Source organism: Nonomuraea sp. NPDC048901 (assembly GCF_040649695.1).
Classification (GTDB): domain Bacteria; phylum Actinomycetota; class Actinomycetes; order Streptosporangiales; family Streptosporangiaceae; genus Nonomuraea.
Window position 1 is genome coordinate 419,530 of record NZ_JBEZFW010000004.1, and the last position, 24,606, is coordinate 444,135.

General features: G+C 68.4%; 29 protein-coding genes. 19 read left to right on the plus strand and 10 right to left on the minus strand.

Annotated features, from left to right (window positions below):
- Positions 1–70: 70 nt before the first annotated feature.
- Positions 71–1,627, minus strand: coding sequence for a serine/threonine-protein kinase (locus tag AB0C30_RS15770; RefSeq protein ID WP_357943806.1), 1,557 nt, complete (start codon positions 1,625–1,627; stop codon positions 71–73).
- A 151-nt stretch (positions 1,628–1,778) separates the two neighbouring features.
- On the opposite strand from AB0C30_RS15770, the gene AB0C30_RS15775 reads away from it, so the two are divergent.
- Together AB0C30_RS15775 and AB0C30_RS15780 are read left to right on the plus strand one after the other, a co-directional pair.
- Complete coding sequence (locus tag AB0C30_RS15775) at positions 1,779–2,981, plus strand: SMI1/KNR4 family protein (RefSeq protein ID WP_357943808.1); 1,203 nt, start codon at positions 1,779–1,781, stop codon at positions 2,979–2,981.
- 55 nt (positions 2,982–3,036) lie between these two features.
- Positions 3,037–3,429: a hypothetical protein gene (locus AB0C30_RS15780; protein ID WP_357943810.1), complete on the plus strand. Its 393-nt coding sequence runs from the start codon at positions 3,037–3,039 to the stop codon at positions 3,427–3,429.
- On the opposite strand, the gene AB0C30_RS15785 is transcribed toward AB0C30_RS15780, so the two are convergent.
- Positions 3,395–4,261, minus strand: coding sequence for a hypothetical protein (locus AB0C30_RS15785; RefSeq protein WP_357943812.1), 867 nt, complete (start codon positions 4,259–4,261; stop codon positions 3,395–3,397). The two genes, AB0C30_RS15780 and AB0C30_RS15785, sit on opposite strands and share 35 nt — an antisense overlap.
- A 144-nt stretch (positions 4,262–4,405) precedes the next feature.
- Between AB0C30_RS15785 and AB0C30_RS15790 the strand changes: the two genes are divergently transcribed.
- The 14 genes from AB0C30_RS15790 (at position 4,406) to AB0C30_RS15855 (ending at position 13,696) form a co-directional block, all read left to right on the plus strand.
- Positions 4,406–5,245, plus strand: a complete 840-nt coding sequence (locus tag AB0C30_RS15790) for an NAD(P)H-binding protein (protein ID WP_357943814.1) — start codon at positions 4,406–4,408, stop codon at positions 5,243–5,245.
- Positions 5,246–5,386: 141 nt separating this feature from the next.
- A complete protein-coding gene (locus tag AB0C30_RS15795) occupies positions 5,387–5,995 on the plus strand; it encodes a dihydrofolate reductase family protein (RefSeq protein ID WP_357943816.1) in 609 nt (202 codons plus the stop codon).
- 170 nt (positions 5,996–6,165) lie between these two features.
- Positions 6,166–7,539 carry a cytochrome gene (locus tag AB0C30_RS15800; RefSeq protein WP_357943818.1) on the plus strand — a complete coding sequence of 458 codons (1,374 nt, stop codon included), beginning with the start codon at positions 6,166–6,168 and terminating at the stop codon, positions 7,537–7,539.
- Between the two features lie 60 nt (positions 7,540–7,599).
- Entirely contained in the window at positions 7,600–8,115 is a 516-nt protein-coding gene (locus tag AB0C30_RS15805; protein ID WP_357943820.1) for a hypothetical protein, read from the plus strand.
- Between the two features lie 214 nt (positions 8,116–8,329).
- Positions 8,330–8,809, plus strand: coding sequence for a hypothetical protein (locus AB0C30_RS15810; RefSeq protein ID WP_357943821.1), 480 nt, complete (start codon positions 8,330–8,332; stop codon positions 8,807–8,809).
- Complete coding sequence (locus AB0C30_RS15815; RefSeq protein WP_357943823.1) at positions 8,809–9,978, plus strand: SRPBCC family protein; 1,170 nt, start codon at positions 8,809–8,811, stop codon at positions 9,976–9,978. The genes AB0C30_RS15810 and AB0C30_RS15815 overlap by 1 nt, the downstream gene beginning before the upstream one ends.
- 107 nt (positions 9,979–10,085) lie before the next feature.
- A complete protein-coding gene (gene gvpJ / locus AB0C30_RS15820) occupies positions 10,086–10,481 on the plus strand; it encodes a gas vesicle protein GvpJ (RefSeq protein WP_357943825.1) in 396 nt (131 codons plus the stop codon).
- A gap of 1 nt (position 10,482) precedes the next feature.
- Complete coding sequence (locus AB0C30_RS15825) at positions 10,483–11,310, plus strand: GvpL/GvpF family gas vesicle protein (protein WP_357943827.1); 828 nt, start codon at positions 10,483–10,485, stop codon at positions 11,308–11,310.
- A 6-nt stretch (positions 11,311–11,316) separates the two neighbouring features.
- Positions 11,317–11,589: a gas vesicle protein GvpG gene (locus tag AB0C30_RS15830; RefSeq protein WP_357943829.1), complete on the plus strand. Its 273-nt coding sequence runs from the start codon at positions 11,317–11,319 to the stop codon at positions 11,587–11,589.
- 4 nt (positions 11,590–11,593) lie between these two features.
- A complete protein-coding gene (gene gvpO / locus AB0C30_RS15835) occupies positions 11,594–11,983 on the plus strand; it encodes a gas vesicle protein GvpO (protein WP_357943831.1) in 390 nt (129 codons plus the stop codon).
- Complete coding sequence (gvpJ, locus tag AB0C30_RS15840; protein WP_357943833.1) at positions 11,980–12,378, plus strand: gas vesicle protein GvpJ; 399 nt, start codon at positions 11,980–11,982, stop codon at positions 12,376–12,378. The genes gvpO and gvpJ (AB0C30_RS15840) overlap by 4 nt, the downstream gene beginning before the upstream one ends.
- Positions 12,375–13,184 carry a GvpL/GvpF family gas vesicle protein gene (locus AB0C30_RS15845; protein WP_357943835.1) on the plus strand — a complete coding sequence of 270 codons (810 nt, stop codon included), beginning with the start codon at positions 12,375–12,377 and terminating at the stop codon, positions 13,182–13,184. Before gvpJ (AB0C30_RS15840) ends, AB0C30_RS15845 begins: the two co-directional genes overlap by 4 nt.
- Complete coding sequence (locus AB0C30_RS15850; RefSeq protein WP_357943837.1) at positions 13,174–13,383, plus strand: gas vesicle protein; 210 nt, start codon at positions 13,174–13,176, stop codon at positions 13,381–13,383. Before AB0C30_RS15845 ends, AB0C30_RS15850 begins: the two co-directional genes overlap by 11 nt.
- A complete protein-coding gene (locus AB0C30_RS15855) occupies positions 13,373–13,696 on the plus strand; it encodes a gas vesicle protein K (protein WP_357943839.1) in 324 nt (107 codons plus the stop codon). Before AB0C30_RS15850 ends, AB0C30_RS15855 begins: the two co-directional genes overlap by 11 nt.
- Here AB0C30_RS15855 and AB0C30_RS15860 read toward each other — a convergent pair.
- From AB0C30_RS15860 to AB0C30_RS15875, 4 genes are all read right to left on the minus strand, one after another.
- A complete protein-coding gene (locus tag AB0C30_RS15860) occupies positions 13,693–14,586 on the minus strand; it encodes an aminoglycoside phosphotransferase family protein (protein WP_357943841.1) in 894 nt (297 codons plus the stop codon). The two genes, AB0C30_RS15855 and AB0C30_RS15860, sit on opposite strands and share 4 nt — an antisense overlap.
- 128 nt (positions 14,587–14,714) lie before the next feature.
- Positions 14,715–16,175 (minus strand): DHA2 family efflux MFS transporter permease subunit, encoded by a 1,461-nt coding sequence (locus AB0C30_RS15865; RefSeq protein ID WP_357943843.1) that lies wholly within the window; start codon positions 16,173–16,175, stop codon positions 14,715–14,717.
- Positions 16,176–16,252: 77 nt separating this feature from the next.
- Positions 16,253–16,738 carry a MarR family winged helix-turn-helix transcriptional regulator gene (locus AB0C30_RS15870; RefSeq protein ID WP_357943845.1) on the minus strand — a complete coding sequence of 162 codons (486 nt, stop codon included), beginning with the start codon at positions 16,736–16,738 and terminating at the stop codon, positions 16,253–16,255.
- A 26-nt stretch (positions 16,739–16,764) separates the two neighbouring features.
- Positions 16,765–17,568: an AfsR/SARP family transcriptional regulator gene (locus tag AB0C30_RS15875; RefSeq protein WP_357943847.1), complete on the minus strand. Its 804-nt coding sequence runs from the start codon at positions 17,566–17,568 to the stop codon at positions 16,765–16,767.
- Between the two features lie 231 nt (positions 17,569–17,799).
- Here AB0C30_RS15875 and AB0C30_RS15880 point away from each other — a divergent pair, with 231 nt between their 5' ends.
- The gene (locus tag AB0C30_RS15880) at positions 17,800–18,015 is read left to right on the plus strand and encodes a DUF397 domain-containing protein (protein ID WP_357943849.1); all 216 of its coding nucleotides are present in this window, start codon (positions 17,800–17,802) and stop codon (positions 18,013–18,015) included.
- Positions 18,016–18,124: 109 nt separating this feature from the next.
- Here AB0C30_RS15880 and AB0C30_RS15885 read toward each other — a convergent pair whose 3' ends face one another.
- A complete protein-coding gene (locus AB0C30_RS15885) occupies positions 18,125–18,997 on the minus strand; it encodes a Scr1 family TA system antitoxin-like transcriptional regulator (protein ID WP_357943851.1) in 873 nt (290 codons plus the stop codon).
- Between the two features lie 371 nt (positions 18,998–19,368).
- A complete protein-coding gene (locus tag AB0C30_RS15890) occupies positions 19,369–20,157 on the minus strand; it encodes an MBL fold metallo-hydrolase (RefSeq protein WP_357943853.1) in 789 nt (262 codons plus the stop codon).
- A gap of 62 nt (positions 20,158–20,219) precedes the next feature.
- Between AB0C30_RS15890 and AB0C30_RS15895 the strand changes: the two genes are divergently transcribed.
- Positions 20,220–20,609, plus strand: coding sequence for a MerR family transcriptional regulator (locus AB0C30_RS15895; protein WP_357944583.1), 390 nt, complete (start codon positions 20,220–20,222; stop codon positions 20,607–20,609).
- Between the two features lie 115 nt (positions 20,610–20,724).
- Here AB0C30_RS15895 and AB0C30_RS15900 read toward each other — a convergent pair whose 3' ends face one another.
- Positions 20,725–21,909: a hypothetical protein gene (locus tag AB0C30_RS15900; RefSeq protein ID WP_357943855.1), complete on the minus strand. Its 1,185-nt coding sequence runs from the start codon at positions 21,907–21,909 to the stop codon at positions 20,725–20,727.
- A 113-nt stretch (positions 21,910–22,022) separates the two neighbouring features.
- A complete protein-coding gene (locus AB0C30_RS15905; protein WP_357943857.1) occupies positions 22,023–23,558 on the minus strand; it encodes a phospholipid carrier-dependent glycosyltransferase in 1,536 nt (511 codons plus the stop codon).
- A 189-nt stretch (positions 23,559–23,747) separates the two neighbouring features.
- Here AB0C30_RS15905 and rsmI point away from each other — a divergent pair, with 189 nt between their 5' ends.
- Positions 23,748–24,596: a 16S rRNA (cytidine(1402)-2'-O)-methyltransferase gene (gene rsmI / locus AB0C30_RS15910; protein ID WP_357943859.1), complete on the plus strand. Its 849-nt coding sequence runs from the start codon at positions 23,748–23,750 to the stop codon at positions 24,594–24,596.
- The last annotated feature ends 10 nt before the right edge of the window (positions 24,597–24,606 follow it).

Below are 24,606 nucleotides of genomic sequence, written 5' to 3' on the forward strand. Positions count from 1 at the left end.
GCGGCCCGCCCCATCCTCCGTACGAGCGCAGGGTGCAACCTGCTCTCCTTCGGGTCTCGGGCGGAGGCGGTCAGCCGAAGCCATTGGGGCAGAGGAAGGCTCTGATGGCACTCGGCGCGCTCTTGAGGAGCGCCGACTCGTTCTCCAGCGAGCAGAAGTCACTGCCGATCTCGGCGTTGACGAATCGGGTCGCGTTCCGCTTCGCGATCAGGTCGATGCCGCCGACGCTCGGGGAGTCGAGTTCGGCCGCCACCCAGTAGCCCACGCATCGCTTGCGGGCGACCCTGGCGTCCTGCGGCAGGCCGCCGTTCAGCGTGGCGGCCTGCCGGAGGATCGAGCTCGCGGACGCGCACGGCACGGCGGTGGCCGAGCGGCGTGTGGTGGGGGACGCGCTCGCCTTCTCCGTTGTGGCGGGCGTTTCCTCAGGGGTCTCCGTCTCCTCAGGGGTCTCCCTCGTGCTGGTCGTCTCCTCGGGAGTCGGGGTCGGGGTCTCCGTCGTCTCCTCGGGGGTCGGGGTCGCGCTCGTGTCCGGCGTCAGGTTCTCCGCGGGCGTGGACGAGGGAGGGTCGCTCAGGCTCCGGAGTGCCGCCGGTATCCCCTCCGAGCCCACCCAGACCAGCGCGCCGATGGCCACGACCGTCGCCAGGACGGCGGCGGCCGGCCACAACGGCACGCGATTGGCAGGCGGTGATACCGGCGGCGGCATGACGACCGTGCCCGACCTGGGTGGGGGTGGCATGGGGGTCGTGCCCGACCTGGGTGGGGGCGGCATGGGGATCGTGCCCGCCGTGAGTGGGGTCGTGCCCGATTTTAGTGCGGTGACCTGGGCGAGCAGCTCGTCCGCGGTGGGCCGGGCCGTCCTGTCCTTGGCGAGCGCGCTTCGTACCAGGTCCCGAACCTGTGTGGGTACCCCGGACAGGTCGGGATCGACGCTCATGACGCGGTAGGCGAGGACGTCGGGGGCTCCGGTGCCGAACGGCGGGCGCCCCGTCGAGGCGTACGCCATCAGCGCGCCCCAGGCGAAGACGTCGGCGGCGGCGTCCGCCTCGTCGCCCCGGTACTGCTCAGGGCTGATCCAGCCGGGCGTACCGATCAGCGCGCCGGTGCCCGTGAGGCCGCTCTCGTCGAGGGCTCGGGCGATGCCGAAGTCGAGGACCTTCGCGCCGGAGTCGGAGAGGATCACGTTCCCGGGTTTGAGGTCGCGGTGCACGATGCCGGCACCGTGGATGTCGGTGAGCGCCTCGGCGATGTCCACGCCGAACGAGAGCAGTTCGTCCGGCGGCAGTGGCGCGTTGTCCTGTACGTACGTACTGATCGTCGGGCCGGGGACGAACTCGGTGGCCAGCCAGGGAGGCATCGCGGCGGTGTCGGAGGCCATCACCGAGACCGTGCAGCGCCCGCGCACCCGGGACAGGAGATCGACCTCGCGGACGAAGCGGGCGAGGAACTGCGGATCAGCGGCTAATCCCGGATGGATGACCTTGACCGCGACCCGGGCGCCGTCGTCCGCGACGCCCGCATAGACCACGCCCATGCCGCCGGCGCCCATCCGGCCCACGATCCGGTACGGACCGATCGCCTCGCGCTCGTCCTTCACCAGAGGGCCGAAGCCGCCGGGGTCACTCATCGAGGCTCCGCTCGCCGGATCATCGCAACGGCAATGATCCTAATGACAGGTGCCCGGGTGTGTGCGCTCGCCCTCGGAGCGTGATCGTCGGCAGGGTGACCGCGAGCGGAGTCGGCATCCGTCTAGATCAATTCCGGGTAATGTGCCGGACATGCGGCGATTGATCACATCCCGCGGGCTATGGCTCGCGCTTTTGGCGGCCATTGCGGCAGCGACGATCGTGGTGATCGCGCGCTCTCGACGGCGCCCGGTCCAGCGGGAGGAGGTGGCTTCCGATTCCTTTTCGATTCCGACCCGTAGTTCGATTCCGACCCGGAGCGAGAAAGCGCAGTGGCCGCCGGCTCCGATCCTCGGCACTCCCACCGCTGAGGATCTCCAGCGCTATGGCGCCGAAAAGCCGTCCCTCTTCGACCGCCCCGAGTTCACCAAGTTCTTCGAACGCGGCGAGCCAAGGGAGCCGCTGGACGATGCCACCCGCCGCCGCCTGACTCGTTGGGCCGTTGCCGGACTCGCGATTCTCATGCTGGCTCTCGGTACTCAAGTCCTTGAATCCGCGGTCTTCTCCGAGCCCTCATCTGATGTGCGGTGGGGGCCATGCCTTGAGAACACCTCGGACAGCGGTACGGCCTGCACGTTCGCCGGAAACGAGGAGGAGTACGGTCCGGACGCTGATTACGTGTCCCAGCAGTCGGCGGAGAGTGAGGAAACGCAGGCCCGTCCCGACGCGGACTGCCGGCCCGTGGGCACCGAACCGCGCGTACGGAAAATCGACGCGAAGGTTGAGCGGGCGGTGGACCGGCAGTGGCAGCGCATCGAGGACTGGCTGAAGACCAACGCTCCCCGGAGTTATCGCACACTCGGCAAGAGCGGAGACGCGAAAACCATCGCGGCCGCGGAGGCGTATATGGGAATACGTTTCCCAGACGATCTGCGGGCCTCACTCCTGCGGCATGACGGGGCCGTCTACCTCAAGGACACCTGGGCCTTCGGCTTCCTGGGCAACTCGTACTCGAGCGTCCAGGAAATGCGTGTCACGTGGCGACGGTTGTGCGACATCGACGGTGAGGAGGAAAGTGACGGGGAATTCTCCGATCCACGATCGGAATGGTGGGACGGACGAATGATCCCCGTCGGCGCCGACGGAATGGGCGACCACCTGGTGATCGACTCGGCGCGGAAGGACATCGGCGAAACCGATCATGAGGGCTCCATGCGCTTCACGCCGGGAGGCGTCCGGATCCGCTCCTTCTACGCCCTGCTGAAGACCACCGCCGACGCCATGGAGAAGGGCGGCTCCATCGGCTACTGGAAGCCGAAGGTGGTCGACGGTGAGCTCGACTGGGACGTCCTCTGAGCGCCTGAGGCGAGCAATGCGCCCGGTGCGGGCATGATCGGTAGAGTCGCGCACTATGGGTGTTCTCGTCGATTACTTCACGGTGGACTCCGAGCAGTCCGCCCGGCTGGCCCTGTCCGGTGGGCCGGCGGCGTTGAATCTGCCGTACGTCGACTGCAAAGGCTGGCTCGACGACCTCGACACGCTGGCCGCCGAGCTGAGCGGACGTGACCTCAGCGAGTTCGGCGACAGCAAGGCCGTCATCGACGACGGTGAGTCGGCGGGCGTTGAACTGGCGGCGCCCGAGACCACCGCCGCGCTCGCCGCCGTGGACGACGCGCGGCTGCGCGAGTACGCCGAGGAGGAACTGCTCGACGAGTTCGAGGTCGAACGCGTCACCGGCCTGCGGGACCTGGCTCGCGAGGCGGTACGGCTCAACCAGGGGATATATCGCTGGTCGTGCCTCTGAGCGCCTCGAACAACTCCTCGCGGAGCGCGGGCGGCAGTTTCCGGCCCAGCTCCGAAGGGCTCACCAGCCGGTGGTCGTCGTTGTACTCGAGAGCCCTCTCCGCGAGGAACTCCAAGCTGAAGCGGGCCTTCTCCCGGTGACGTGGGTCCGGCCAGCGCTCCACCACAGGCAGCGCCGCCTCCACCCGCGCGCTGACCCGGTCGAGGAGCGCGTAGCCGGGCAGGCCGGGAAAGCGCTGGGCCCGCAGGTCGATGTGCCGGAAGGCGACACCGTCGAGCTCCGCGCCGGTGAAGTCGTTGCCGGTGAAGTCATTGCGGTCCCTGCCCAGCGCCGCCTGGTCGTGGGTCGGACGGCCCCAGAAGTTGACATCCCGCACGCGGCCGAGAAAGACGCAGTCGACGAATTCGGCTTCGGACGTGGACGTCTGGTCCCTCAGCCGGGACCCGTCGAACACGCATCTCTCGAACCGGACGTTACCGAAGAAGGTGAGCGGCGCGAATCGGGTGCGGCGGAACACACAGTCGCGGAAGACCGACTGCGGCCAACTGACGCGGCGGTTCCACGACCCGCGCACGCCGGTGGCCCCCATCGACAGGTCTTCGAAGGTGGTGCCGGAGAAGTCGCAGCTTTCGAACCGGCTGCCGTGGGCGCTGAAGGAGACGAAGTGAATCCCGGAGAAGTCCACGCCCACCATCAGCGCCTTGTCGAAGGTCACACTGGACACTCCGGCAGGAAGGTCGAAACGCCGCTCGCGAAGTGTTCCGCGGGCGAGCCACGCGGGCTGCCACTTGTCCGGGCTCGGCTGGAGGCTGAACCGCTCGGACGCGCTCATGTCGGCCGCCGGCGTTCTGGGAGCTCGTGATCACGCATGCGCGGAGTCTCGCAGCCCGATCCGACAAAACAGCCTGCGGAGCCGGTACAAAGGGACGACACACCGAGTCGGAATATTTCCGCAAACGGCCAGGCTGACCGGGGCATGATTCTTGTGACCGGTGCCACCGGCAACGTCGGACGGCAGGTTATCGCCCAGCTTGTGTCCTCCGGCGTCCCTGTGCGGGCGCTTGTGAGAGATGGTCAGCAGTCTCGGCTCCCTGAGGGGGTTGAGGCGGTCGAAGGTGACCTGTCCAGGCCGGGCACCCTGAAGAGGGCGCTGGTGGAGGTCGAGACGGTGTTCCTGATCTGGCCCTTCCTCGCCACGGACGGGGCCTCCGCCGTGCTCGACGTGGTCGAAGGCCATGCCCGCCGCGTCGTCTACCTCTCCTCGTCAGGGGTGAACGACGAGGCCGAGCGGCAGAGCGACCCGATCAACCAGCTCCACGCCGACATGGAGCGCCTGATCGAGGAGTCCGGCCCGCAGTGGACGATCCTGCGGGCGAACACCATCGCTTCCAACACTCGTGGGTGGGCCGAGCAGATCCGTGGCGCGGGTGTCGTGCGTGGTCCTGACATCGCCGCCACCGCGGTGATCGATCCGCGCGACATCGCCGCCGTGGCGGTACGTGTGCTGGTCGAGGACGGCCATGCCGGCATGACGTACGTGCTGACCGGCCCGCAGGTGGTGAGCAGGACCGAGCAGGTACACGCCATCGGGGAGGCGATCGGCCGCCCGTTGCGTTTCGAGAAGGTGCCCGTAGAACTCGCCCGGCAGCAGATGCTCGCGGACGGCAGGCCGCCGGCCCTGGTAGAGGCCCTGCTGGCCAGCGCCGAAACGCGACCTCACTCAGCATTGATCACCTCCACCGTGGAAGAGGTCACCGGAACTCCGGCACGTACGTTCCGAGACTGGGCCTTCGACCACGCCGACGACTTTCGCTGAGCGAGCGAGCGGGCTGGGCTGGGCTGCCGTCCGGACCATAGGGACGCCTTAAGGATTCCGTAAACGGGTCGCGCCACGCTGAAGGCAGATGAAGACGGCGGGACCGGACGGACCCGCCCAGCCCTCAAAGGAGTGAGACAAATGGCGAGCAGGCTGGTCGTTTCGACGTTCGTGTCGTTGGACGGTGTCATGCAGGGCCCCGGCGGTGCCGGCGAGGACGATTCTCACGGCTTCCAGCACGGCGGATGGCTGCCCCCGCACGTGGACGAGGGGTTCGGCCGCATCATGAACGACCAGCTCGAGCGGGCGGACGGGATGCTGCTGGGCCGCAGGTCGTATGAGATCCTCGCCTCGTACTGGCCCAACGTGCCGGACGAGGAGGGCGGCGCCAAGATCAACAGCATGCCCAAGTACGTCACCACCAGGGCACCGATGACCGCCGAGTGGCGCAACACCCAGGTCTTGGTGGGCGAGGCCGCCCAGACGGTCGCCGAGCTCAAGCGGAGCACCGACGGCGAGATCCTCGTGCAGGGCAGCAGCGACCTGATGCGTACGCTGCAGGAGGCCGAACTGGTCGACGAGTATCGGCTGCTGATCTTCCCCGTCGTCCTCGGCCAGGGCAAGCGGCTCTTCGCCGAAGGCACCGCGCCCGCTGGGCTGAAGGTCACCGGGTCGACCACCACCGACGCCGGCGTCATCTACGTCACCTACGAGTGGGCGGGCAAGCCCTCCTACGGATCGGTCGCATAGCAGAAGTCAAATCTCCCTCGTCACATGCTGTGCTGTGATTTTTCCGGAAAGTATCCTTTTCGCGCCCGCGTGGTGATACAAAACCCCCAATTTGGTCTTCCACGTGGGCGCCGGGATGCGACCGCTCTCACAGAAGCAGCGGACCGAGAGAGAGGTCGTGCATCACCTTGATGCCTGGCGCGTGGCCCCCATCGACCCCTGAACCACTGGCGTCGGTATCCGTAGAACCGCTGCTCACCAGGGACTACGACGCGGATCCCACGCTCGTCCATGACCGCCTGCGCGCCAAGTACGGGCCGGTCGCGCCGGTGGACCTGCTCGGGGTGCCGGTGTGGCTGGTCCTCGGGTACGCCGAAGTGCTGCGGGTCATGAAGAACGAGGGCGACATCTGGAGCAAGCACCTGGACAACTGGCGGGCGAGGGCGGAAGGCGCGTTGCCACCGGACTGGCCCGTGCTTCCCGCGTTCGAGCTCAACAGCGTGGCCTTCCAGGACGGGATGACGCTGCACCGGCTCCGCGACACGTGGACCTCGGCGCTCGCCCCCTTCCAGGACCGCGGTCACCCTCAGGCGCAGCTGCTGGAAGACGCGATCAGGCGATATGCCGACGACCTCATCAGTTTGCTGGCCGAAGGCGAATCCCGTACCGGATGGGCGGATCTGTCCGCACAGTACGCGCGACCGCTCCCGTTGATGGTCGCCAACCGGCTCTTCGGCTTCGAGACCGCGCGTGGCGATGACGTGGTCATGGACACCTGGCGGGTGCTGGACGCCGGTCCCGAGGCGGCCGCGGCCTCGCAGCGGTTGTTCGCCGCGATGATGGAGCTGTCCAGCGCCAAGATGAGCCGCCCCGGGAAGGACCTGCCTTCCTACATGCTCGCGGCCAATCCCGACTTCACCGTCGAAGGGCTGTCCCGGGAGCTCCTCATGCTGCCGGGGGTCGTCGGCGACATGACCGGGGGCCTGATCTGCAACACGATCCTCGAGGTGATGACCAATCCGGAGGTGCGGTCGGGCCTGTCCGCGGGGACGATCGAGGAGACCGTGAACCGGGTCGCGCTGGCCAACCCGCCGATGGCCAACCTCACGTTCCGGTTCCCGACGGCGGATGTGTGGCTGGGGCGCTTCGCCATCTCCGCGGGCGATCCCGTCATGTTGTCCGTCGCCGGAGCTCACAGCGATCCGTTGTTCGGCAGCGCGATCGACCGGGAGGCCATCCGCAGCACCCGCGCCCACCTGGCATGGGGCGCGGGGCCGCATGCCTGCCTTGCGCGACTGCTGGCCACCCGCATCACCACGATCGCCGTGGAGCGGCTGTTCGATCGCCTCGACAGGCTGCGGCTCGCGCTGCCCGCCGACCAGCTCCCGTGGCGCTCCTCTCCCTTCATGCGGGCGCTGCGGTCCCTGCCGGTCGATTACGAACTCGCCCAGGCTCCGGCGAACACCGAACCGCCAGTGGCGGCAGACGCGGTCACCGTGGAAGCGGAGTCGCCCCGCTCCGCGCTGTGGCGTTTCCTGCGCGGGCTGCGTGGATCACGGAAATAGTCCCCATTAGGGTAGGCGGCGCACTCCCGTAGTCGATCATGTGGCGTAGGAAGGCGGCCCATGCCCCGGTGGCGTTACCTGCGATGGTGGCTGGCGGCGCTGGCGGCCTGCGTCTTGAGCTTCCTGACCCTGTGGCTGCCGATGTTCTTCAAGGCCGACGCGGCGATCGGCTGTACCAGCTACGGCCCTCTTCCGCTCGGCCTGGCGGAGGTGTGGTCCGAGCTCGAATCAATGTGGCTCCATCTCCGTGAGCCCGTGGCGTACTCGTTCGGGGGGAGTCTGGCCCTGAACGGTCTGCCGACGCTCAGCGTCCTGCTGGCGACCGTGGCCTCCGCGTGGGCGGGGCGGCGGCTCGGCGCGGTAGTGGGTGTGCTGGCCGCCCTGGTCGTGGCGGTGGTCGCGCTGGACTGGGCGTTCATGGCGATCTCGTACGTCATGATGCTCGGCTGCGCGGGCTGGGCGGGGAGGCTGCCGTGGTTGGTCTGGCGCCTGCTGCCGATGCTCGGATACGGGAGCGCGGTCGTCATGCTGGTCGCGGGCATGCGGGTCCGGCGGCGCGCGGAGCGGGTTCTCTAGCCGCACGGGAAGCGTGCAAATCGCTGTAAAAAGCGAACTATTGACTATATCTGTACGAAGTGCATATGGCGCTCCTTGTGCGGCCCCTGCGGGCCTCTGGCACCTGATTCACCTCGTATGTCCGTTTTCTCCGATCATGTGTTTGTTTGTCTTTTTTGTGGGGCAGGTGGAGACCGGTTGTTCCAGGCGAGCGGGAGGGCAAGGAGCGCTGGTCATGAAAGACAAAGTTCAGATAGGGCTGGCCATCGCCGCGGGCTACTACCTCGGCCGACGCCACAAGCTGCGTTGGGCGACCACGTTGGCCCTGGCCGGGGTGCTCAGCCGGCTGCGCGGCCAGGGCGGCCTGCTGTCGCAGGGGATCAAGATGCTCGGTTCGTCGCCCGAGATGGACAAGCTCACCGGCCGCCTGCGTGGCGAGCTGATGGACGTCGGCAAGGCGGCGGCCGTGGCCATGACGAGCAGGCAGCTCGAATCGCTGACATCCAGGCTGCACGAGCGGGCCGAGGGTCTGCGCCATCCGGGCACGCCTGAGGAAACGGCCGAGGACGAGGAGGACTACGAAGAGGGCTACGAGGAGGAAGAGGAAGAGGCGCCTGAGGAGAAACCGCCCAAGCCGGCACCACGGAGAAGGAATCCCAAGGCCGAGCCCGCACGCGCTACGCGGCCGGTCACCAGGACACGGAGGCGAGCTTGATGGCTCAGGTATCGAAGACTCAGCCCATCAAGAAGGTCACTGAGGCCCTGCCGGCAGACGTCAAGAAGGTCGCGGAGGCCCTGCCGACAGAAGCGCTCACCCAAGAGCTCAAAAACCTCGCACAGGCCTTCATCGAGCGAGCGCTGCAGTCCGTGAGTGACAAGGTCGAGGACGTGGCGGGCCGGCTCGCCGATCCCGCGGCAGGCGGCGGAGTTTCCGGCCTGTTCAGCGCGCTCACCGGATCGGATAAATCTGGCGGCAAGTCCGTCAAAGGTTCGATGCTGGGTGGCGCGGCCAAGGGGGCACTCAAGGGCCTGTTCGGAGGCATGGGCAAGGGGACCAAGAAGCTACGGTTCGTCAACATCGCCGAAACGCTCGACATCGGCGCTCCCGTACGGGTCGTCTACAACCAGTGGACGCAGTTCCAGGATTTCCCGACCTTCATGAAGAAGGTGGAGCATGTAGAGAACGAGAGCGACGAGAAGCTGTCGTGGAAGACACAGGTCTTCTTGTCCCATCGCAACTGGGAGTCGGACATCGTCGAGCAGGTGCCCGACGAGCGGATCATCTGGCGCTCCAAGGGCCCCAAGGGCTACGTCGACGGCGCTGTGAGTTTCCACGCGCTAACCCCCAACCTGACCCGGGTCCTGCTCGTACTCGAATATCACCCGCGCGGGGTGGTGGAGCACGTCGGCAATGTCTGGCGTGCGCCGGGCAGGCGGGTACGGCTGGAGTTCAAGCACTTCAAGCGGCATGTCATGACGCAGATCATGCTGCACCCCGAGGAGATCGCCTCCGGCGGGTGGCGCGGCGTGATCCACGACGGTGAAGTCGTCAAGGACCACGAGACCGCGGTCCAGGAGGAGCAGGCCGCGCAGGAGGAGGAAGAGGAACGGCCGGAAGAGGAACGGCCGGAAGAGGAACGGCCGGAAGAGGAACGGCCGGAAGAGGAGCCGGAGGAAGAAGAGGAAGAGGAACTGCCGGAGGACGAGTACGAGGAGGAGGAAGAGCCCGAAGAGGAAGAGGAAGAAGAGGAGGAGCCGGAGGAAGAAGAAGAGGAAGAGGAGGAGGAAGAAGAGCCGCCTCGCGCGGCCTCTCGGAGACGGGGGCGCGCCAAGGAGCCACCGGCGCGGCCGGTTCGTCGCAGAGCCGGTACCCGGACGACGTAACACGGGACGGCGTCCGCGAAGACCGGCGGGGCAGCGTCGCCAGAGACCGGCGGGGCAGCGTCCCCGAAGAGCGGCGGGCGGCGTCCGCGAATACCGAGGGAGAAGTAATGACCGTGCAACCCGCGACAGGCGGAATAGCCGACCGTCCGTCTCCGTCGGGCCTGGCCGACGTCATCGACACGATCCTCGACAAAGGGCTGGTCATCGACGCCTACGTCCGAGTCTCACTCGTCGGCATCGAACTGCTGACGATCGACGCGCGCATCGTCGTGGCCAGCGTGGACACCTACTTGCGCTACGCCGAGGCCGTGAACCGGCTGGACCTCGAGGAGTCCGGGGGAGAAGGGCTGCCCGAGATCATGCAGAACATGACGCAGGGCAAGGGCAAGAACGTCACCCAAGGAGTCCTGGAAGCGGCAGGGGAGAAGCTGAGCGACTTCGTCGGCGAGCTCGGCGAGAAACAAGAGACGCGCAGTCGGCGGCAAGAGCGAGAGGAGCGGTGAAATGGCGCAATCCGCGGAAGCCGCGAAGGCCGCCGGCTCTGAGCAGGCCACCCAGGCGGATGTTCCCGAGCAGGTCACCAAGAAGACCGGCGTCTACATCTATGGTCTCGTACCCGAGGACGTCGAGGTGTCCAGCGACGCGCAGGGCGTAGGGGATGAAGCTGCGGAGATCAGGCTGATCCGGCACGGCGAGATCGCCGCCCTGGTGAGCGACATCGCGCTCGACCGCCCGCTCGGCACCCCCGACGACCTGTTCCGGCATGGGGCCCTGCTCGATGCCACCGCCGCCGAGGTGCCCGTCATCCCGATCCGCTTCGGCTCGGTGATGACGAATGAGAAAGCCGTCGTCGAGGAGCTGCTGACGCCCCATCACGACGAGTTCCGCAGCGCGCTGGACGAGCTGGAGGGACGGGCCGAGTACGTCATCAAAGGACGCTACGTCGATCAGACGCTGTTCCGTGAGGTGCTGAGTGAGGTCCCGGAGGCCGAGCAGCTGCGAGAGCAGATCCAGGGGCAACCGGAGGATCTGACGCGGAACGCGCGGATCCGGCTCGGGGAGCTGATCAACCAGTCGGTCGTGGCCAAACGCGAAGCCGACACGCAGACGCTGACCGAGGAGGTGGGCCCGCTCGCCGTCCTCACCGTCATCCGGGAGCCCTCTCACGAACAGGACGCCGTTCACGTGGCCGTGCTCATGGAGACGGACCGGCAGGAGGAGCTGGAGCGGGTGGTGAACGAGTTCGCCGATCGCTGGTCCGGACGGGTTGAGATGCGCATATTGGGCCCGCTGGCACCGTACGACTTCATCACCGCGCGGACTCAGGAGTGATGACGGATGGGACTGATCGGCCTGATCTTCGGCTGGCCGCTCGCGCCGGTCAAAGGGGTGATCCGGCTCGGCGAGCTGATACAGGAGCAGGTGGAGCGGCAGACGCATGACCCGGCGATGGTCAGGCGCCGGCTGGAGGAGATCGAGCAGTCCAGGGCCGCCGGCCTGATCTCCGAGGAGGAAGAGGCGCTGGAGATGAAGCAGACGCTCGAATCGATGATCGGCAAGCCCGGCCAGGCTGTCGCGCCGACAGGTGAGGAAGAGGAAGAGGAGGGGTGATCGCATGCCTGTCAGGCGCAGTGTCCGCGAAGAGCGGCCGGCCGGCAGCCAGGCACCAAGGTGCTCAGGGGAGGAACCCGACGAGAGACGGACGGAGCCACGTCAGAAACGCCGCCCACGCGGCCTGTCAGTGGCGGACGTCGGCGAAGCCGGTTTGGCCCACATCGCCGATCTGGTCGCGGGCGAGCCGGAAGGCATCACGATGGTGAAGCCGATCGAGCGCGGCTGGGTGGTGAACGTGGAGGTCCTGGAAGATCACCGCATTCCCTCCTCCGGTGACATTCTCGCGCTCTACGAGGCCGAGTTGGACCCGGAGGGAAACCTGCTGTCCTACCGGCGGATCCAGCGGTACCGGCGGGGCAGCGGCACCACCGGGGAGGGCGATTCGCGATGACCGAGCCGGGCTCCGTGGTGCGCCAGAACAGCGTCCCCGCCGGGCGGCTCTCCAACCACGAGCCGGCGAACCTCGGCGACATCCTGGAACGGGTTCTCGACCGAGGCATCGTGATCGCGGGAGACATCCGCGTGAACCTCCTGGACATCGAGCTGCTGACCATCAAGCTCCGGCTGATCATCGCCTCGGTCGACACCGCCAGGGAGATGGGGATCGACTGGTGGGAGCACGATCCGTGGCTCAAAGGGCAGGACCGGGAGCTGCGCGAGGAGAACCGCAGGCTCCGGCGACGGCTCGCCGCGGCGGAGGAGGGCGCCGCACTTCCGCGCGGTCCGACCGCGGAGGTCGAGTACGTCGATGAGCGAGCACCCGAAGTGGACGAGCGTGATGAATGACGAGTGTGATGAATAACGCGGGCACTTACCTGTACGCGGTCACCCGCGACGAAGGAGTCACCCTTCCCGAAGACTTGAAGGGTGTGGCCGGCGAAGGGGTGCGCGCCATCACGCATGCCGGTCTCGTCGCGTACGTGAGCACGGTCCCGCTGGACCGGTTCGGCGAAGAGCCACTGCGGCGGTCCATGGAAGACCTGGACTGGCTGGGCGAGACCGCTCGGGCGCACCATCGCGTGGTGGAGGCGGTGGCCCGGACGACGCCGACGGCCCCGGTCCGTCTGGTCACGGTCTACAGCGGCGAGGACCAGATCAGGGAGCTCCTGGACCGGCGGCATGACGATTTCGCCGAGACGCTCGGGCGGATCGCCGACCGCCAGGAGTGGGGGGTGAAAGCGTACGTCGATCCGGCCGCGCCGCCGCCCGCCGAAACGGGGGCGGAGAGCGCGACCAGCCCGGGCCTGGCGTACCTCAAGAAACGGCAGGCGAGTCTGCGCAGTCGTGAGGAGACCTGGCGCCAGGCCGCCGCGCGTGGGGAGCACATCCATGACGTCCTCAAGTCCGTGGCGGTCGCCAGCCAGCGGCATCGCCCCCAGGACCCGCAGCTGTCCGGTCGCGCGGAGTGGATGATCCTCAACGGCGCCTACCTGGTCGATCTCGACCGCGGCGCGGAGTTCGCGCGGGTCGTCGACGGGCTGCGGGGCGAGGGAATCGACGTGGAGCTCACCGGTCCATGGGCGCCGTACTCCTTCGCCGCCTTCGCCGAGACACCGGAGAGGCCGGGAGGGGGGACCGGCGATGACGCTTGATCAGCCCCGCGGCGCCGTGCTCGCCCGGGAGGACCGGCTGCCGCCCGAACGCGTGGCGCTGGTGGACCTCCTCGACCGGCTGCTGGCGGGTGGGGTCGTGGTGAGCGGGGACCTCGTCCTGTCCATCGCGGACATCGACCTGGTGCGCATCTCCGTACGCGCGCTGATCATGTCGGTCCGGAGTACCGATGAGGAATGACCTGGAAAAGTCGTCATCGGTGCGGAAGGTGCCGTCGAGACGGCTGCGCATCGAGACCGACGCCGAGGCGGTGGAGCGCGACCTGTCGCGCCTGGTGCTCACCCTGGTCGAGCTCGTACGCCAACTCGTGGAGCGTCAGTGTGTGCGCCGGATGGAGCAAGGGGACCTGTCGGACGAACAGATCGAGGCATTGGGCGTGACCTTGATGCGCCTGGAAGAGGCGATGACCGAAATGTGCGACAAGTTCGGTCTGTCGCCCTCCGACCTCAATATCGACCTCGGACCGCTCGGGACGCTGCTTCCCCGGGACTAGCTGTCGGCGAGGACCTGCGCCAGCGCATGGGATGCCTGGCGGATCATGCCGGGGTTGGTCTCCCAGTAGTACGGCAGCGCTATCACCGCCTGAGCGAGCGCCCAGCCGCGGCCGCGCACCCAGGAGGCGTCGTCGACGCCGAGTTCGCGCCGGAATCGGCGTCGACTCTCACCAGCGAACACGTTCCACGCGGGCTGGAGGTCGCAGGCGGGGTCACCCACGTTGAGGCCGCCGAAGTCGATGACCGCCGACAGACGGCCGTCGACGACGAGCAGGTTGCCCGGCAGCAGATCGCCGTGCACCCAGACCTCCGGGCTGTCCCAGGCCGGGGCGTCGAGCGACTCCTGCCACGAGCGGAGCGCGGCGTCGCCGTCGATCCGGTCGCCGAGCTGGGCGATCGACTGACGAACAGACGCGTCGCTCTCCGCGAGCGGTCCGCCTCGGCTGTGCGGGGAGCGCGGGGGCGCGCCGGTCGTACTGATCTGACGGAGCGCGGTCACGAACGCCGCGAGGTCGACGGCTGCCTGGTCCAGGTCGTCGATCGTGCCGTTGGCGTTCGCGCCGGGCAGCCACTCGTACACCGACCAGTCGTAGGGATAGCCCCCGCCCGGCCGGCCCATGGCCAGTTGCACCGGAAGCGCGAGGGGCAGGTGCGGCGCGAGCTTCGGCAGCCACTCCGCCTCCTTCGCCGCCTGCTTGGTGGCCCACCCGATGCGCGGGAGCCGAGCGACCAAGTGGTCACCGAGCCGGTAGATGTCGTGATCGGTTCCGTACGAGTCGACCGGCGCGATCGGCAGCTCGGCCCAGCGCGGGAACTGCTCGGCGAGCAGGCGGCGCACGAGGGCGACGTCGGTCTCGATCTCGTCGGTGTGCATCTTGGTCGCTCTCATCGCCGTCATTCTTGGTGAACCGCCTTGACCGTCGCAACGGAGTTTCGCCGACAACGGCCGGGACCGGCCCGGCCGTTGTCGGCGAAAGTCAGGATGTTTTCGGAAAAGTCAGGCTGGTTTCGGGAAAGTCAGGCTGAGGTGAGTACAGCCGGGTCCTGAGCGGTGGTGGCGGTGGTGTCCCGTTCGGGCCGGCGCAGCACCGTCAGCGCCACGATGAAGGCGGCCACGAGCAGCGCGGCGGAGATGGTGAAGGCCACGTGATAGCCACCGGTCAGCGCGACCGCCTGACTCTGCCCGGCGGACAGCAGATCCCCGGTACGGGAGGCGGCCAGCGTGGACAGCACCGCGACGCCGATCGCCATGCCGACCTGCTGGGTGGTGTTGAACAGCCCGGAGGCCAGGCCCGCGTCGTCGGCCTTGGCGCCGGACATGCCGAGCGTCGTCAGCGCCGGCAGGACCAGGCCGCCACCCGCGATGAGCAGCATGACCGGGAGCAGATCGGTGACGTAGTTGGCGGTCACCGGGACGCGGGTGAGCCAGCCCATCGCCGCGAACAGGAGCGCCAGGCCGAACAGCAGGACGCGGCGGGCACCGAAGCGGGTGTTGAGCCGGGCGGAGACGAACAGCGACACGGCACCGATGGCCACCGCCGCGGGCAGCATCGCCAAGCCGGTGCCGAGCGCGCTGTAGCCGAGGACCTTCTGCATGAAGAGCGCGACGATGATCTGGAAGGCGAACATGGCCGACAGCGCCAGCATCTGGACCAGGTTGGCGCCCGAGACGGTACGCGAACGGAAGATCCGCAGCGGCATCAGCGGGGTTCTGGCGGTCGCCTGACGGATGACGAAGGCGGCCAGCAGAGCGAGGGATACCGCGCCGAGGCCGAGGGTGTGCGCGGCGAGCCAGCCGTACTCCTCGATCTTGACCACCGTGTAGATGCCCAGCATCAGACCGCTGGTGACCAGGACGGCGCCGATGACGTCGGCCCCGGCGGCGAGTCCGGCCCCGCGGTCGCCCGGCAGTGCCCGGATCGCCAGCGCGATGGTGGCCAGGCCGATCGGCAGGTTGATGAAAAAGATCCAGTGCCAGCTGAGCGCATCGGTGATGACTCCGCCCAGAACCTGGCCGATCGAGGCGCCGGCGGCGCCGGTGAAGCTGAAGATGCCGATCGCCTTGGCGCGTTCGGCGGGCTCGGTGAACAGCGTCACCAGGATCCCGAGAACGACCGCGGAGGCCATCGCGCTGCCCACGCCCTGTAGGAACCGGGCGGCGATCAGCAGGCCGGGCCCGGTCGCCGCGCCGGCCAGCAGCGAAGCGGCGGTGAAGACCGCGTTTCCGGCCAGGAACATGCTCTTACGGCCGATGAGGTCACCCAGCCGACCGGCCAGGAGCAGCAATCCGCCGAAAGCGATTCCGTACGCGTTGACGATCCAGCTGAGCCCGGCGGGCGAGAAGCCCAGATCCCGCTGCATGGCCGGCATCGCGACGGTCACGATGCTGCCGTCCAGGACCGTCATCAGCATCGCGGCGGACAACACCATGAGCGCCAGCCAGCGCGATGGTTGGGGGGAAGGTGCGGTATATGACATGGCCATCTCCTGCTCAAAAGGCGAACAAGAGGAACCATAACAGATAGTTCCGTTGCAGACTATATGTCTCGGACCTTTTAGCCCTTCTGTCGGGCCCTTCGCACCCCTTGCGGCGCCTCAGCGGGAGTAGCCAGATGCCCCGTGGCCAGGCGATTCATGGCCCGTAGCAGCACCTCGGCCTCGTCCTCGGGCAGCGAGGCGAGGGCCGCCCGGTGTACGCCATCGACAATGGTCTGGCTCTGCTTGGCGACCTCCGCGCCCTTCTCGGTGACGGCGATGATCCGGGCCCGCCGGTCCGTGCTGGACGGGCGGCGCTCGGCGAGGCCCGCCTTCTCCAGGGCGTCGACGGTGACCACCATCGTGGTCTTGTCCATGTCGCCGAGCTCGGCGAGCTGGATCTGCGTGCGCTCCTCTTCCAGAGCGTGCACGAGCACGCAGTGCATCCGCGCCGTCAGCCCGATCTCCGCCAGAGCCGCCGCCATCCGGGTCCTCAGGATGTGGCCGGTGTGGTCCAGCAGGTACGACAGGTCCGGCGCGGTGCGGGAAGGGGCCATGGCAGTCATGTCGTCCAGTTTAGCAATTAGTTCCGTTATGGATTATCCCGATGCTTCGCGTCGCCCTTCCTGGCGGCTTCGGCCACGCGGCGGACGGCGCTCTTGTCGGCCTCGCCTGGTGCTCCGGACGGCGCGAATCCCGGCGAATCATCGAGGGCGGGGTCCTGGCTGAGGATCCGCTGATGGAGGCGCTCGATGTCCGCCCCCGGATCGGCTCCGAGCTCGTCGGCCAGCCGCTTCCGCAGGGCGGCGAACGCGCCCAGCGCTTCGGCCGGTCGGCCGGCGCGGTGGCAGGCCAGCATGAGCAGGCCGGTCAGCTGCTCGTCGGGCGGCCCGGCGGTGGCCAGGTCCAGGATCTCGGGGACGAGCAGCGCGTGGTGCCCGAGCCGCAGCTCGGCCTCCAGGCAGTCGATCACCGCGGCTCGGTGCTCCGCCAGCAGCTTGGCGCGGGCGTTCGCCGCGGACTGGCCGGTCAGGCCGCTGAGCGGCTCGCCGGGCCGCAGGCCGCGGGTGCCCCACTGCCGAAGGGCGTCACGCAGGATCGGTACGGCCTGCGCGTCGTCACGCCCGATCAGCGGCCGCGCCTCGTTCACCAGATCGCGGAAGCGGTAGACGTCGACCTCGTTCCGGTCGGCCAGCAGCCGGTAGCCGCCCTGGTATTTAGGCAGCATGTCGCCCAATTTCGGTCCGCTGGAATGTCCCAGATGAGCACGCAGGTCACTCGCATAATGCTGGATGACCTTGCGCGCGCTGTTTATCGGCTCCGCGCCCCAGATCTTGTCGATCAGCTCCTCCATGGTGACCGGCCGGGCCCCGGCGAGCAGGAGCAAAGCCAGCATCAAACGTTGTTTTCGGTCACCGACATAAACCCGCACACCGTCCCGGTAAGCCTCCACGCCGTTCAACAATCGAAACTGCATCGGTCCACTCCTTCGTACTACGTGTATTGGATATGACTAACGGCGTTCATAGAATTCCTATGGCTGACCGACGGCGCGGCACCGAGCCGATACCCAGGCCGACCAGACAGCGGGCGGCACAAGGCTCCCCGGACGAACAGGAGAGAAATAATGGGTACTGCCAAGGAAGGCCGGTCGCGGCGCGCCGAATGGTTCAAGGCGACGTTCAGTGACAACGGCGGCGGCTGCGTAGAGGTCGCGCTGGGCGAGAACGTGGTCGCGGTGCGCGACTCCAAGGACCCCGAGGGGCCCGTTCTCTATTTCAGCGGTGAGGAGTGGGGCGCGTTCCTCGCCGGGGTGTACGCGGGCGAGTTCGACCTGAGGTGATCCGGGTCCATGTCCGGGGAGCGCGGGTCGCGACCTCCCGGACGGCCTCGGGGAGTGCGCGAGGTGCCCGCTCCCCGGGGATGGGCGGACGGCCGTGCGCAAGGCGGGGTCACCGATCCGCGGCGCGGACGTCGGCGCTGATCGTGGCGAGGAAGTCCCGCGCCTCGTCGCCGAAGACCGCCATCTGGCTCAGCAGGGACCACTGCCGCTGATAGACCGCGATGTCGTCGGCGTGGCCGGCGCTCAGCCTCACGTGCGCGACTTCTATCTCCACAAAAGTGTCCGCCGCGCTGCCGTCGCTCTCGTAGAGGGTGAAACCGTGCGGGGGGCAGACAAGCGCTTCTGTGTTGTGCGGTATCAAGCCGATGGAGACGTTCTCCAGGGTGCTCAGCGAGGCTATCCGGTCCAATTGGGCGAGCAGGAGTTTGGCCGGTCCAGGACGGCACCGCAGTGCCGCCTCGGTAATGAGGAATTCGAAACGCCGGCTTTCCTCATACAGGGCGAGCTGCCGCTGCAAACGAGCCGCGACGGCCATGGACAGATTGCCCTCGGTGTACGGCGGGTCGAACAACGCGAAGATGCGCCGGGCATACTCGGCGGTCTGCAACAGCCCCGGAATGACGGTGGGCTGGAATCCCCGCACCAGCTGCGCCTGGTCCTCCTGCTCCCGGATCTCGTCCTGCAGGTGCGCCTGCCGCTGGAGCGCGGCCCGCCAGCTGTGCATCTCGGTGAAGGCCGCCTCGGTCAGGTCGGTCAGCCATTCCCGGGTCTGACTCGACGCCTCCACCGCCTCGCCCCACGCCGTCACCTCCGGCAGTGAGGGGATCACGGTCCCTGACTCGATGCGGGAGACCTTGGACTGGCTGATGCCGACCCGGTGGGCCAGGTCGCGACCGGAGATCCCGGCCAGGTCGCGCAGGCGCCGCAGCTCTGTGGCCAGACGCTCACGCTTGGTGCGCTGTTCCGCGCCGTCACCGTTCATCCGCTCCGCACCCTCGACAGCATCCGGCGCACCATTCTCTACGAACCAGTTTGATGCCAATTGATGATGCACTAAATCAGCTAATGTCGCACACGTCAAACCGGTGGGCGGTGCCCGGTCCTGCGCTGGTCTAGAGAGAGATGGCTGGTCCACGCGCGGGGGCGCTCACATCGGCGGGGAGGCGGCGTGATTCACAGTGATTCAGAGGGTGCGAGCTCGGCTTCGGTGGGAGCGAGATGGCGGCGCGCGGCGGGCTCGGAGCCCGGCCACCGCGTTCTGCGCGCCGCGGTGGCCGGGCAGCCAGAGATACGCGCGCGGGCGACAACCGGTTCATGCCCAGTAGAGCGCGCTCAATGACAACTGACCAGACCTCAACTCATGCGGTGCAGCTCCCACGGGTCGTGGGCGGAGAACACCTCCACCCCGTGCACGTTCGCCAGCTCGCGCAGCCGGTCCCGGCTCGTCAGCCGCGACCCCTCGTCCACCTGCGAGTCGAGCTGCACGATGTCCAGCAGCGGATGCGATTGCGGGTCGTCGGCCGACAGCTCGCGGTGGTAGAAGTAGGCGTCCCCGGCGTGCAGCAGCCACCGGTCGCCGTCCCTGACCGCCACACCCGCATGGCCCACTGTGTGCCCGGCGAGCGGCACCATCAGGAAGTCCGGCGAGAACGTCGAAGGCCGCACCCCCTCGACCCCGTTCCAGGTGTCTCCGGTGCCGGGATAGGTGACCCAGCGCGGGCCGTGCGCCCAGTGGCCGGGGCGGTAGCGGCGGTTCGGCGCCTCGGTCAGCGCCGCCTGCAGCTCGGCCGCCATGACGTGCACCTCGGCCTGCGGGAAGTCGGGCAGCCCGCCGCTGTGGTCGACGTCCAGGTGGGTCAGCAGGATGTGCCGTACGTCCGCCGGGTCGTAGCCGAGGGCGGCGACCTGCTGGACGGCGGTCTCCGCCGGCCGGAGCTCGGGCCCGACCAGCTCGACCCACTCGGCTTCGAGCAGTTCGCCGGGCCGGGTCACGTCGTCCAGCCCCAGTCCCGCCTCCACCAGGACGAGCCCCGAGTCGGGGGTCTCGACCAGCAGGGCGTGGCAGACGGCGGGCGCGGAGGGCAGGGACTCGGTCGAATCGATCTCGCGCATCGAGCCGAGATTCAGGTGATGGATTGTCATGTGCCCTAGACTGCGACTTGAAGCGCGGTTCAAGTCAAGTCAAGGAGCGGGCTGTGGACGAGATGTTGCTCGACATCGGCGAGGTGGCGCGGCGGTCCGGGCTGGCGCCGTCGGCGCTGCGGTTCTACGAGCGCAAGGGGCTCATCACGGCCGACGGGCGCAACGGCCTGCGCCGCACGTACCTGCCGGAGATGCTCGAACGCCTGGCACTGGTCACCTGCGCGCGTGACGCCGGGTTCACGCTCACCGAGATCGCCGCGTTCCTGCGCGCCGGGCCGTCCGACGCCGTGTTGCGCGAGCGGATGGCCGCCAAGGAGCGCGAGGTGGACGAGCGGATCGCGCAACTCACCCGGCTGCGCGACAGCCTGCGCCACGCGGCGGTGTGCGACCACGACCCGTTCGTGGAGTGTCCGGACTTCAAGCGGGCCATCCGCCGCGTCAGCGTCCCGTAGGAGCCCAGGGAGGTCCGTCACACGACCGTCTCGGCCCCTGCGATGGTCCGTGGTGGTTGGGGTTCCTGGGAGGGAAGCCCCCTTCGGGGGAGAGGAGGGTCGGGGTCCGTGGGGGTCAGCCTGCGCTCACGTACTGCCTCGGTCTCAGGGCGTGGGCGCGGAGGGCGGCCAGGGCGGCGAGTTGGCCGGAGCGGGTCACCCGTACGGCGAGGTCGTCGGCGAAGGCCAGGCCGAGCGCCTTGAGCTGGGCGACCAGGTCGGTGACCGGCGTGGCGACGTCCTCAAGGCTCGTCGCGGGATGCCAGCCCTCGCCGCCGACCACCTCGGCCACCCGCTCGCGCAGCTCGGCAGGCGACATCAGGGCGCCGTCGGCGAGCAGCATGAGCGCGGCCTCGCGCGCCGAGAGCTCGAACTCGTGCTCGCCCCTGGCCAGGAGCAGCTTGGTGACCGCGTCCCACATGGCCTCGGGGGAGTCGAGCAGCTGTCGGCCGTAGTCGGTGATCGACAGCCGGACGCCGGAGCGGCTGATCGCGCCCAGCTCGCGCTCGGCCAGCTCACGCAGCCGGAGTGCCTCCGGTGAGGGGGCCAGGCGCATGGGGAGGCTGCCTTCCGAGGCGGCCAGCGACAGCAGGCCGTGCAGCGCGGGCAGCTGCTGGACCGAGACGGGAGCGTGCAGTCGCACCTCGAACGGCTGGGCCAGCTCGCGCCGGGCCGGGCCGCGGCCGAGCACCCAGCGGTTGAGCCGTTCGCCGTGTACGCGGTGCAGCCAGCTGTCGCCGCCCAGCTCGGTCCGGGGCGCGGTGAGCCAGCGCCTGGTCAGCGCGCCGGGATCGACGTCGTCGCCCGAGACGATCGCCAGCTCCAGCGCCGCGGAGCAGGCGACGTGCGCGCCCAGCTCCTCGGGGCCCATGATCATGCTCCATTGGAGGTCGGGCACGTCGGGCGGGAGCACGCCGGTGGCCTCGAGCGCCACCTGGTAGGCGCTGGTGCCCGCGTCCTCGCCCTCACGGGCGTAGGTGCGCAGGATCTTGGTCGTGAGGGCCGACTCACACAACCCGGCATAGCGCTCCAGCCCGCCGACCTGCAGCAGCCGCCCGAGCGCGCGGGCCAGCCGCTCATGGTCGCCACCGACCTTGAGCGGCAGTGTGTACCAGAGGAACTCGCAGACGTCGAGCTGCGTAACCGTCTCCAGCGGCTCCCCGCCCGTCAACCACTCCACAGCGGTCCTGGCCTCTTCGGCCAGGTCCGGCTCGGAGCGCTCCAACTCGGCGAGCAGGGCGGTGACGTCTGGTGCACTCATGCCTCGAAGTTTGCCGTATCGACCCCGGGCCTGACGATGACCGAAACCGGTGCGTATTGGGTCTTGCACTGCGACTACCCTATGAAATTAGTAAATATGGAACTGTGACCGGGTCAAATCCACCGCTTGTCGAAGAGCATCCGTGCCTTCCACTCGGTGTAGGGGATCAGCTCGGCGGACAAAACCGGATGCAGCCACCAGAAGTTGATCAGTGCCAGTAGTGCGAACGCGCCGACGGCCGCAGCCCCGAGCGTACGCCTCAACGGTACAGCCCCACCCGGTGTCTTCGCTGAGGGGCCTATCAGCAAACCCGCGCACAGGGTGATGGCCAGCACCATGAACGGCACCATCGGCACCGCGTAGAACAGGAACATCGTGCGGTTCTCGGTGATCGCGAAGTAGAACCAGGGCAGCCAGCCCATCGCGTAGGCCAGCAGCACCGCGCCCGCCCGCCAGTCTCGCGTGGCGACGTACCAGGCGATCAGGGCGATCAGCGCGGCCAGCGCGCCGAACCAGATCACGGGGGTGCCCACGCCGAGCACGGCCTCGGCGCAGTCCTTCGCGCCGCAGGCGCCGCCCTTGTTGCCCTCGTAGTAGAAGGCGACCGGGCGCAGCAGCAGCGGCCACTGCCACGGATCCGACATGTAGGGGTGTGAGGTCGCCAGCCCGCTGTGGAAGGAGAAGACCTGCCACTGGTACTGCACCCACGACCGCATCGAGTCGATGACGAAGTAGATCGGCCCCGACGAGGTGGCCTGGTCCCAGTTGCGGCCGTAGCCGGCCGCGCTGACGAACCAGCCGGTCCAAGTGGTCATGTACGTCACGAACGGGACCAGCGCGAAGGCGACCAGACCGGTCGGCACGTCCTTGGCGAAGGCGCCGGAGTAGGGATTGCGCAGCCCGACGGCCCGCCGCGCGCCGAAGTCCCAGAGCAGGCTCATGACCGCGAAGGCGGCCAGGAAGAACACCCCTGACCACTTGACCCCCATGGCGGCACCGAGGCAGAGGCCCGCGGCGATCCGCCACGGCCGCAGCCCCAGCCAGGGGCCCTGCGGCGACAGCGGCGACGTCTCGTACCAGTCGACCAGCCGTTCCCGCGCCCGGTCGCGGTCGACCACCAGGCAGGCGAACCCGGCCAGCACCCAGAACATCAGGAAGATGTCCAGCAGCGCCGTACGCGACAGCACGAAGTGCAGCCCGTCGAGGGCGAGCAGGAGCCCGGCGAAGCAGCCGAGCAGGGTCGAGCGGGTCATCCGGCGGGCCACGCGGGCCAGGACGAGGATCGACAGCGTCCCGATCACGGCCGCGGCGAACCGCCAGCCGTAGGGGTTCATGCCGAACAGCCACTCGCCCACGCCGATCATCCACTTGCCCAGGGGCGGGTGGACCACGTAGGAGGCGCACTTGTCGAGCGTCGCCTCCGTGCACTTCTGAAAGATGTCGGTGTTGCCGGCGATGAGCGCCTTGTCGGCATCCTTGATCGTGACCCGTTCCACGAGCCACGTGATCAGCGAATAGCCGTCCTTGGCGTAATAGGTCTCGTCGAAGACGACGGCCTTGGGGTGGCCGAGCCCCATGAAGCGCAGCACCCCGCCGAAGACGGTGATGAACAGCGGCCCCAACCAGCCCCACAACACGCTGCCACGCATCGGCGGGACCATCCGATCTCGGATGGATCGCGTCCCGGGACTGCTCTCGTCCGCCGCCGGTTGGCCACTTGACTGGCCAAAGGTTTCGTACGGGAAATCGGTCACCGCCATTCGGACATCGTACGGGCCTCAAGCCAGTGCTTACCCAGGAAACAGGGTCTTATCGGGATGCCCTGCCACAATGGCCGGGTGACAGTAAAGGGCAGGTTGGTGCTGGCAGGGGCCCCCATCGGGCAGGCGGGCGACGTTTCGCCGCGGCTGCGCGAGGTGCTCGAGAACGCCGACGTGGTGGCGGCCGAGGACACCAGGCGCCTGCGCAGGCTGGCCAACGACCTCGGTGTGGAGATCCGGGGGCGGGTGGTCTCCTACTACGACGCCAACGAGGCCGGACGTGCGGCGGAGCTGGTCGAGACGCTCAAGCAGGGGCAGACGGTGGTGGTCATCACCGACGCGGGCATGCCGGGTGTGTCCGACCCCGGCTACCGCCTGACGCACCTCGCGGTCGAGGAGGGCATCACGGTCACCGCCCTGCCGGGCCCGAGCGCCGTCACCACCGCGCTGGCCGTCTCCGGCCTGGCCAGCGACCGCTTCTGCTTCGAGGGCTTCCCTCCGCGCAAGCCTGGAGAGCGCGCTCGCCGCTTTTCGGCGCTGGCGAAGGAGGAGCGCACGATGGTGTTCTTCGAGGCGCCCCACCGGCTCCAGAGCGCGCTGGAGGCGATGGCGGAGGCCTTCGGTCAGGAACGGAAGGCCGCCGTCTGCCGCGAGCTCACGAAGACCTACGAAGAGGTACGGCGCGGCGGCCTGGGCGAGCTGGCCGCGTGGGCGGCGGCGGGCGTCAAGGGTGAGATCACCGTCGTGGTCGCCGGTCACGTCGCGGCCGACACCGAGCCCGATATCGAGTCACTGGTCGCCGAGGTGGACCGCCGCGTGGCCGACGGGGAGCAGCGCAAGGCGGCCGTCGCCGACGTGGCGAAAGAGGCGGGCCTGCCCAAGCGGGAGCTCTACGACGCGGTTCACAGGAGATCGTCCACGCCATAGGGTGCGCATC

Bases quoted from the DNA above. Each gene is read 5' to 3' on its own strand.
- AB0C30_RS15770 (WP_357943806.1), bottom strand. From the start codon at position 1,627: ATGAGTGACCCCGGCGGCTTCGGCCCTCTGGTGAAGGACGAGCGCGAG.
- AB0C30_RS15775 (WP_357943808.1), top strand. From the start codon at position 1,779: ATGCGGCGATTGATCACATCCCGCGGGCTATGGCTCGCGCTTTTGGCG.
- AB0C30_RS15780 (WP_357943810.1), top strand. From the start codon at position 3,037: ATGGGTGTTCTCGTCGATTACTTCACGGTGGACTCCGAGCAGTCCGCC.
- AB0C30_RS15785 (WP_357943812.1), bottom strand. From the start codon at position 4,261: ATGAGCGCGTCCGAGCGGTTCAGCCTCCAGCCGAGCCCGGACAAGTGG.
- AB0C30_RS15790 (WP_357943814.1), top strand. From the start codon at position 4,406: ATGATTCTTGTGACCGGTGCCACCGGCAACGTCGGACGGCAGGTTATC.
- AB0C30_RS15795 (WP_357943816.1), top strand. From the start codon at position 5,387: ATGGCGAGCAGGCTGGTCGTTTCGACGTTCGTGTCGTTGGACGGTGTC.
- AB0C30_RS15800 (WP_357943818.1), top strand. From the start codon at position 6,166: ATGCCTGGCGCGTGGCCCCCATCGACCCCTGAACCACTGGCGTCGGTA.
- AB0C30_RS15805 (WP_357943820.1), top strand. From the start codon at position 7,600: ATGCCCCGGTGGCGTTACCTGCGATGGTGGCTGGCGGCGCTGGCGGCC.
- AB0C30_RS15810 (WP_357943821.1), top strand. From the start codon at position 8,330: ATGAAAGACAAAGTTCAGATAGGGCTGGCCATCGCCGCGGGCTACTAC.
- AB0C30_RS15815 (WP_357943823.1), top strand. From the start codon at position 8,809: ATGGCTCAGGTATCGAAGACTCAGCCCATCAAGAAGGTCACTGAGGCC.
- gvpJ (WP_357943825.1), top strand. From the start codon at position 10,086: ATGACCGTGCAACCCGCGACAGGCGGAATAGCCGACCGTCCGTCTCCG.
- AB0C30_RS15825 (WP_357943827.1), top strand. From the start codon at position 10,483: ATGGCGCAATCCGCGGAAGCCGCGAAGGCCGCCGGCTCTGAGCAGGCC.
- AB0C30_RS15830 (WP_357943829.1), top strand. From the start codon at position 11,317: ATGGGACTGATCGGCCTGATCTTCGGCTGGCCGCTCGCGCCGGTCAAA.
- gvpO (WP_357943831.1), top strand. From the start codon at position 11,594: ATGCCTGTCAGGCGCAGTGTCCGCGAAGAGCGGCCGGCCGGCAGCCAG.
- gvpJ (WP_357943833.1), top strand. From the start codon at position 11,980: ATGACCGAGCCGGGCTCCGTGGTGCGCCAGAACAGCGTCCCCGCCGGG.
- AB0C30_RS15845 (WP_357943835.1), top strand. From the start codon at position 12,375: ATGACGAGTGTGATGAATAACGCGGGCACTTACCTGTACGCGGTCACC.
- AB0C30_RS15850 (WP_357943837.1), top strand. From the start codon at position 13,174: ATGACGCTTGATCAGCCCCGCGGCGCCGTGCTCGCCCGGGAGGACCGG.
- AB0C30_RS15855 (WP_357943839.1), top strand. From the start codon at position 13,373: ATGAGGAATGACCTGGAAAAGTCGTCATCGGTGCGGAAGGTGCCGTCG.
- AB0C30_RS15860 (WP_357943841.1), bottom strand. From the start codon at position 14,586: ATGAGAGCGACCAAGATGCACACCGACGAGATCGAGACCGACGTCGCC.
- AB0C30_RS15865 (WP_357943843.1), bottom strand. From the start codon at position 16,175: ATGTCATATACCGCACCTTCCCCCCAACCATCGCGCTGGCTGGCGCTC.
- AB0C30_RS15870 (WP_357943845.1), bottom strand. From the start codon at position 16,738: ATGACTGCCATGGCCCCTTCCCGCACCGCGCCGGACCTGTCGTACCTG.
- AB0C30_RS15875 (WP_357943847.1), bottom strand. From the start codon at position 17,568: ATGCTGGCTTTGCTCCTGCTCGCCGGGGCCCGGCCGGTCACCATGGAG.
- AB0C30_RS15880 (WP_357943849.1), top strand. From the start codon at position 17,800: ATGGGTACTGCCAAGGAAGGCCGGTCGCGGCGCGCCGAATGGTTCAAG.
- AB0C30_RS15885 (WP_357943851.1), bottom strand. From the start codon at position 18,997: ATGAACGGTGACGGCGCGGAACAGCGCACCAAGCGTGAGCGTCTGGCC.
- AB0C30_RS15890 (WP_357943853.1), bottom strand. From the start codon at position 20,157: ATGACAATCCATCACCTGAATCTCGGCTCGATGCGCGAGATCGATTCG.
- AB0C30_RS15895 (WP_357944583.1), top strand. From the start codon at position 20,220: ATGTTGCTCGACATCGGCGAGGTGGCGCGGCGGTCCGGGCTGGCGCCG.
- AB0C30_RS15900 (WP_357943855.1), bottom strand. From the start codon at position 21,909: ATGAGTGCACCAGACGTCACCGCCCTGCTCGCCGAGTTGGAGCGCTCC.
- AB0C30_RS15905 (WP_357943857.1), bottom strand. From the start codon at position 23,558: ATGCGTGGCAGCGTGTTGTGGGGCTGGTTGGGGCCGCTGTTCATCACC.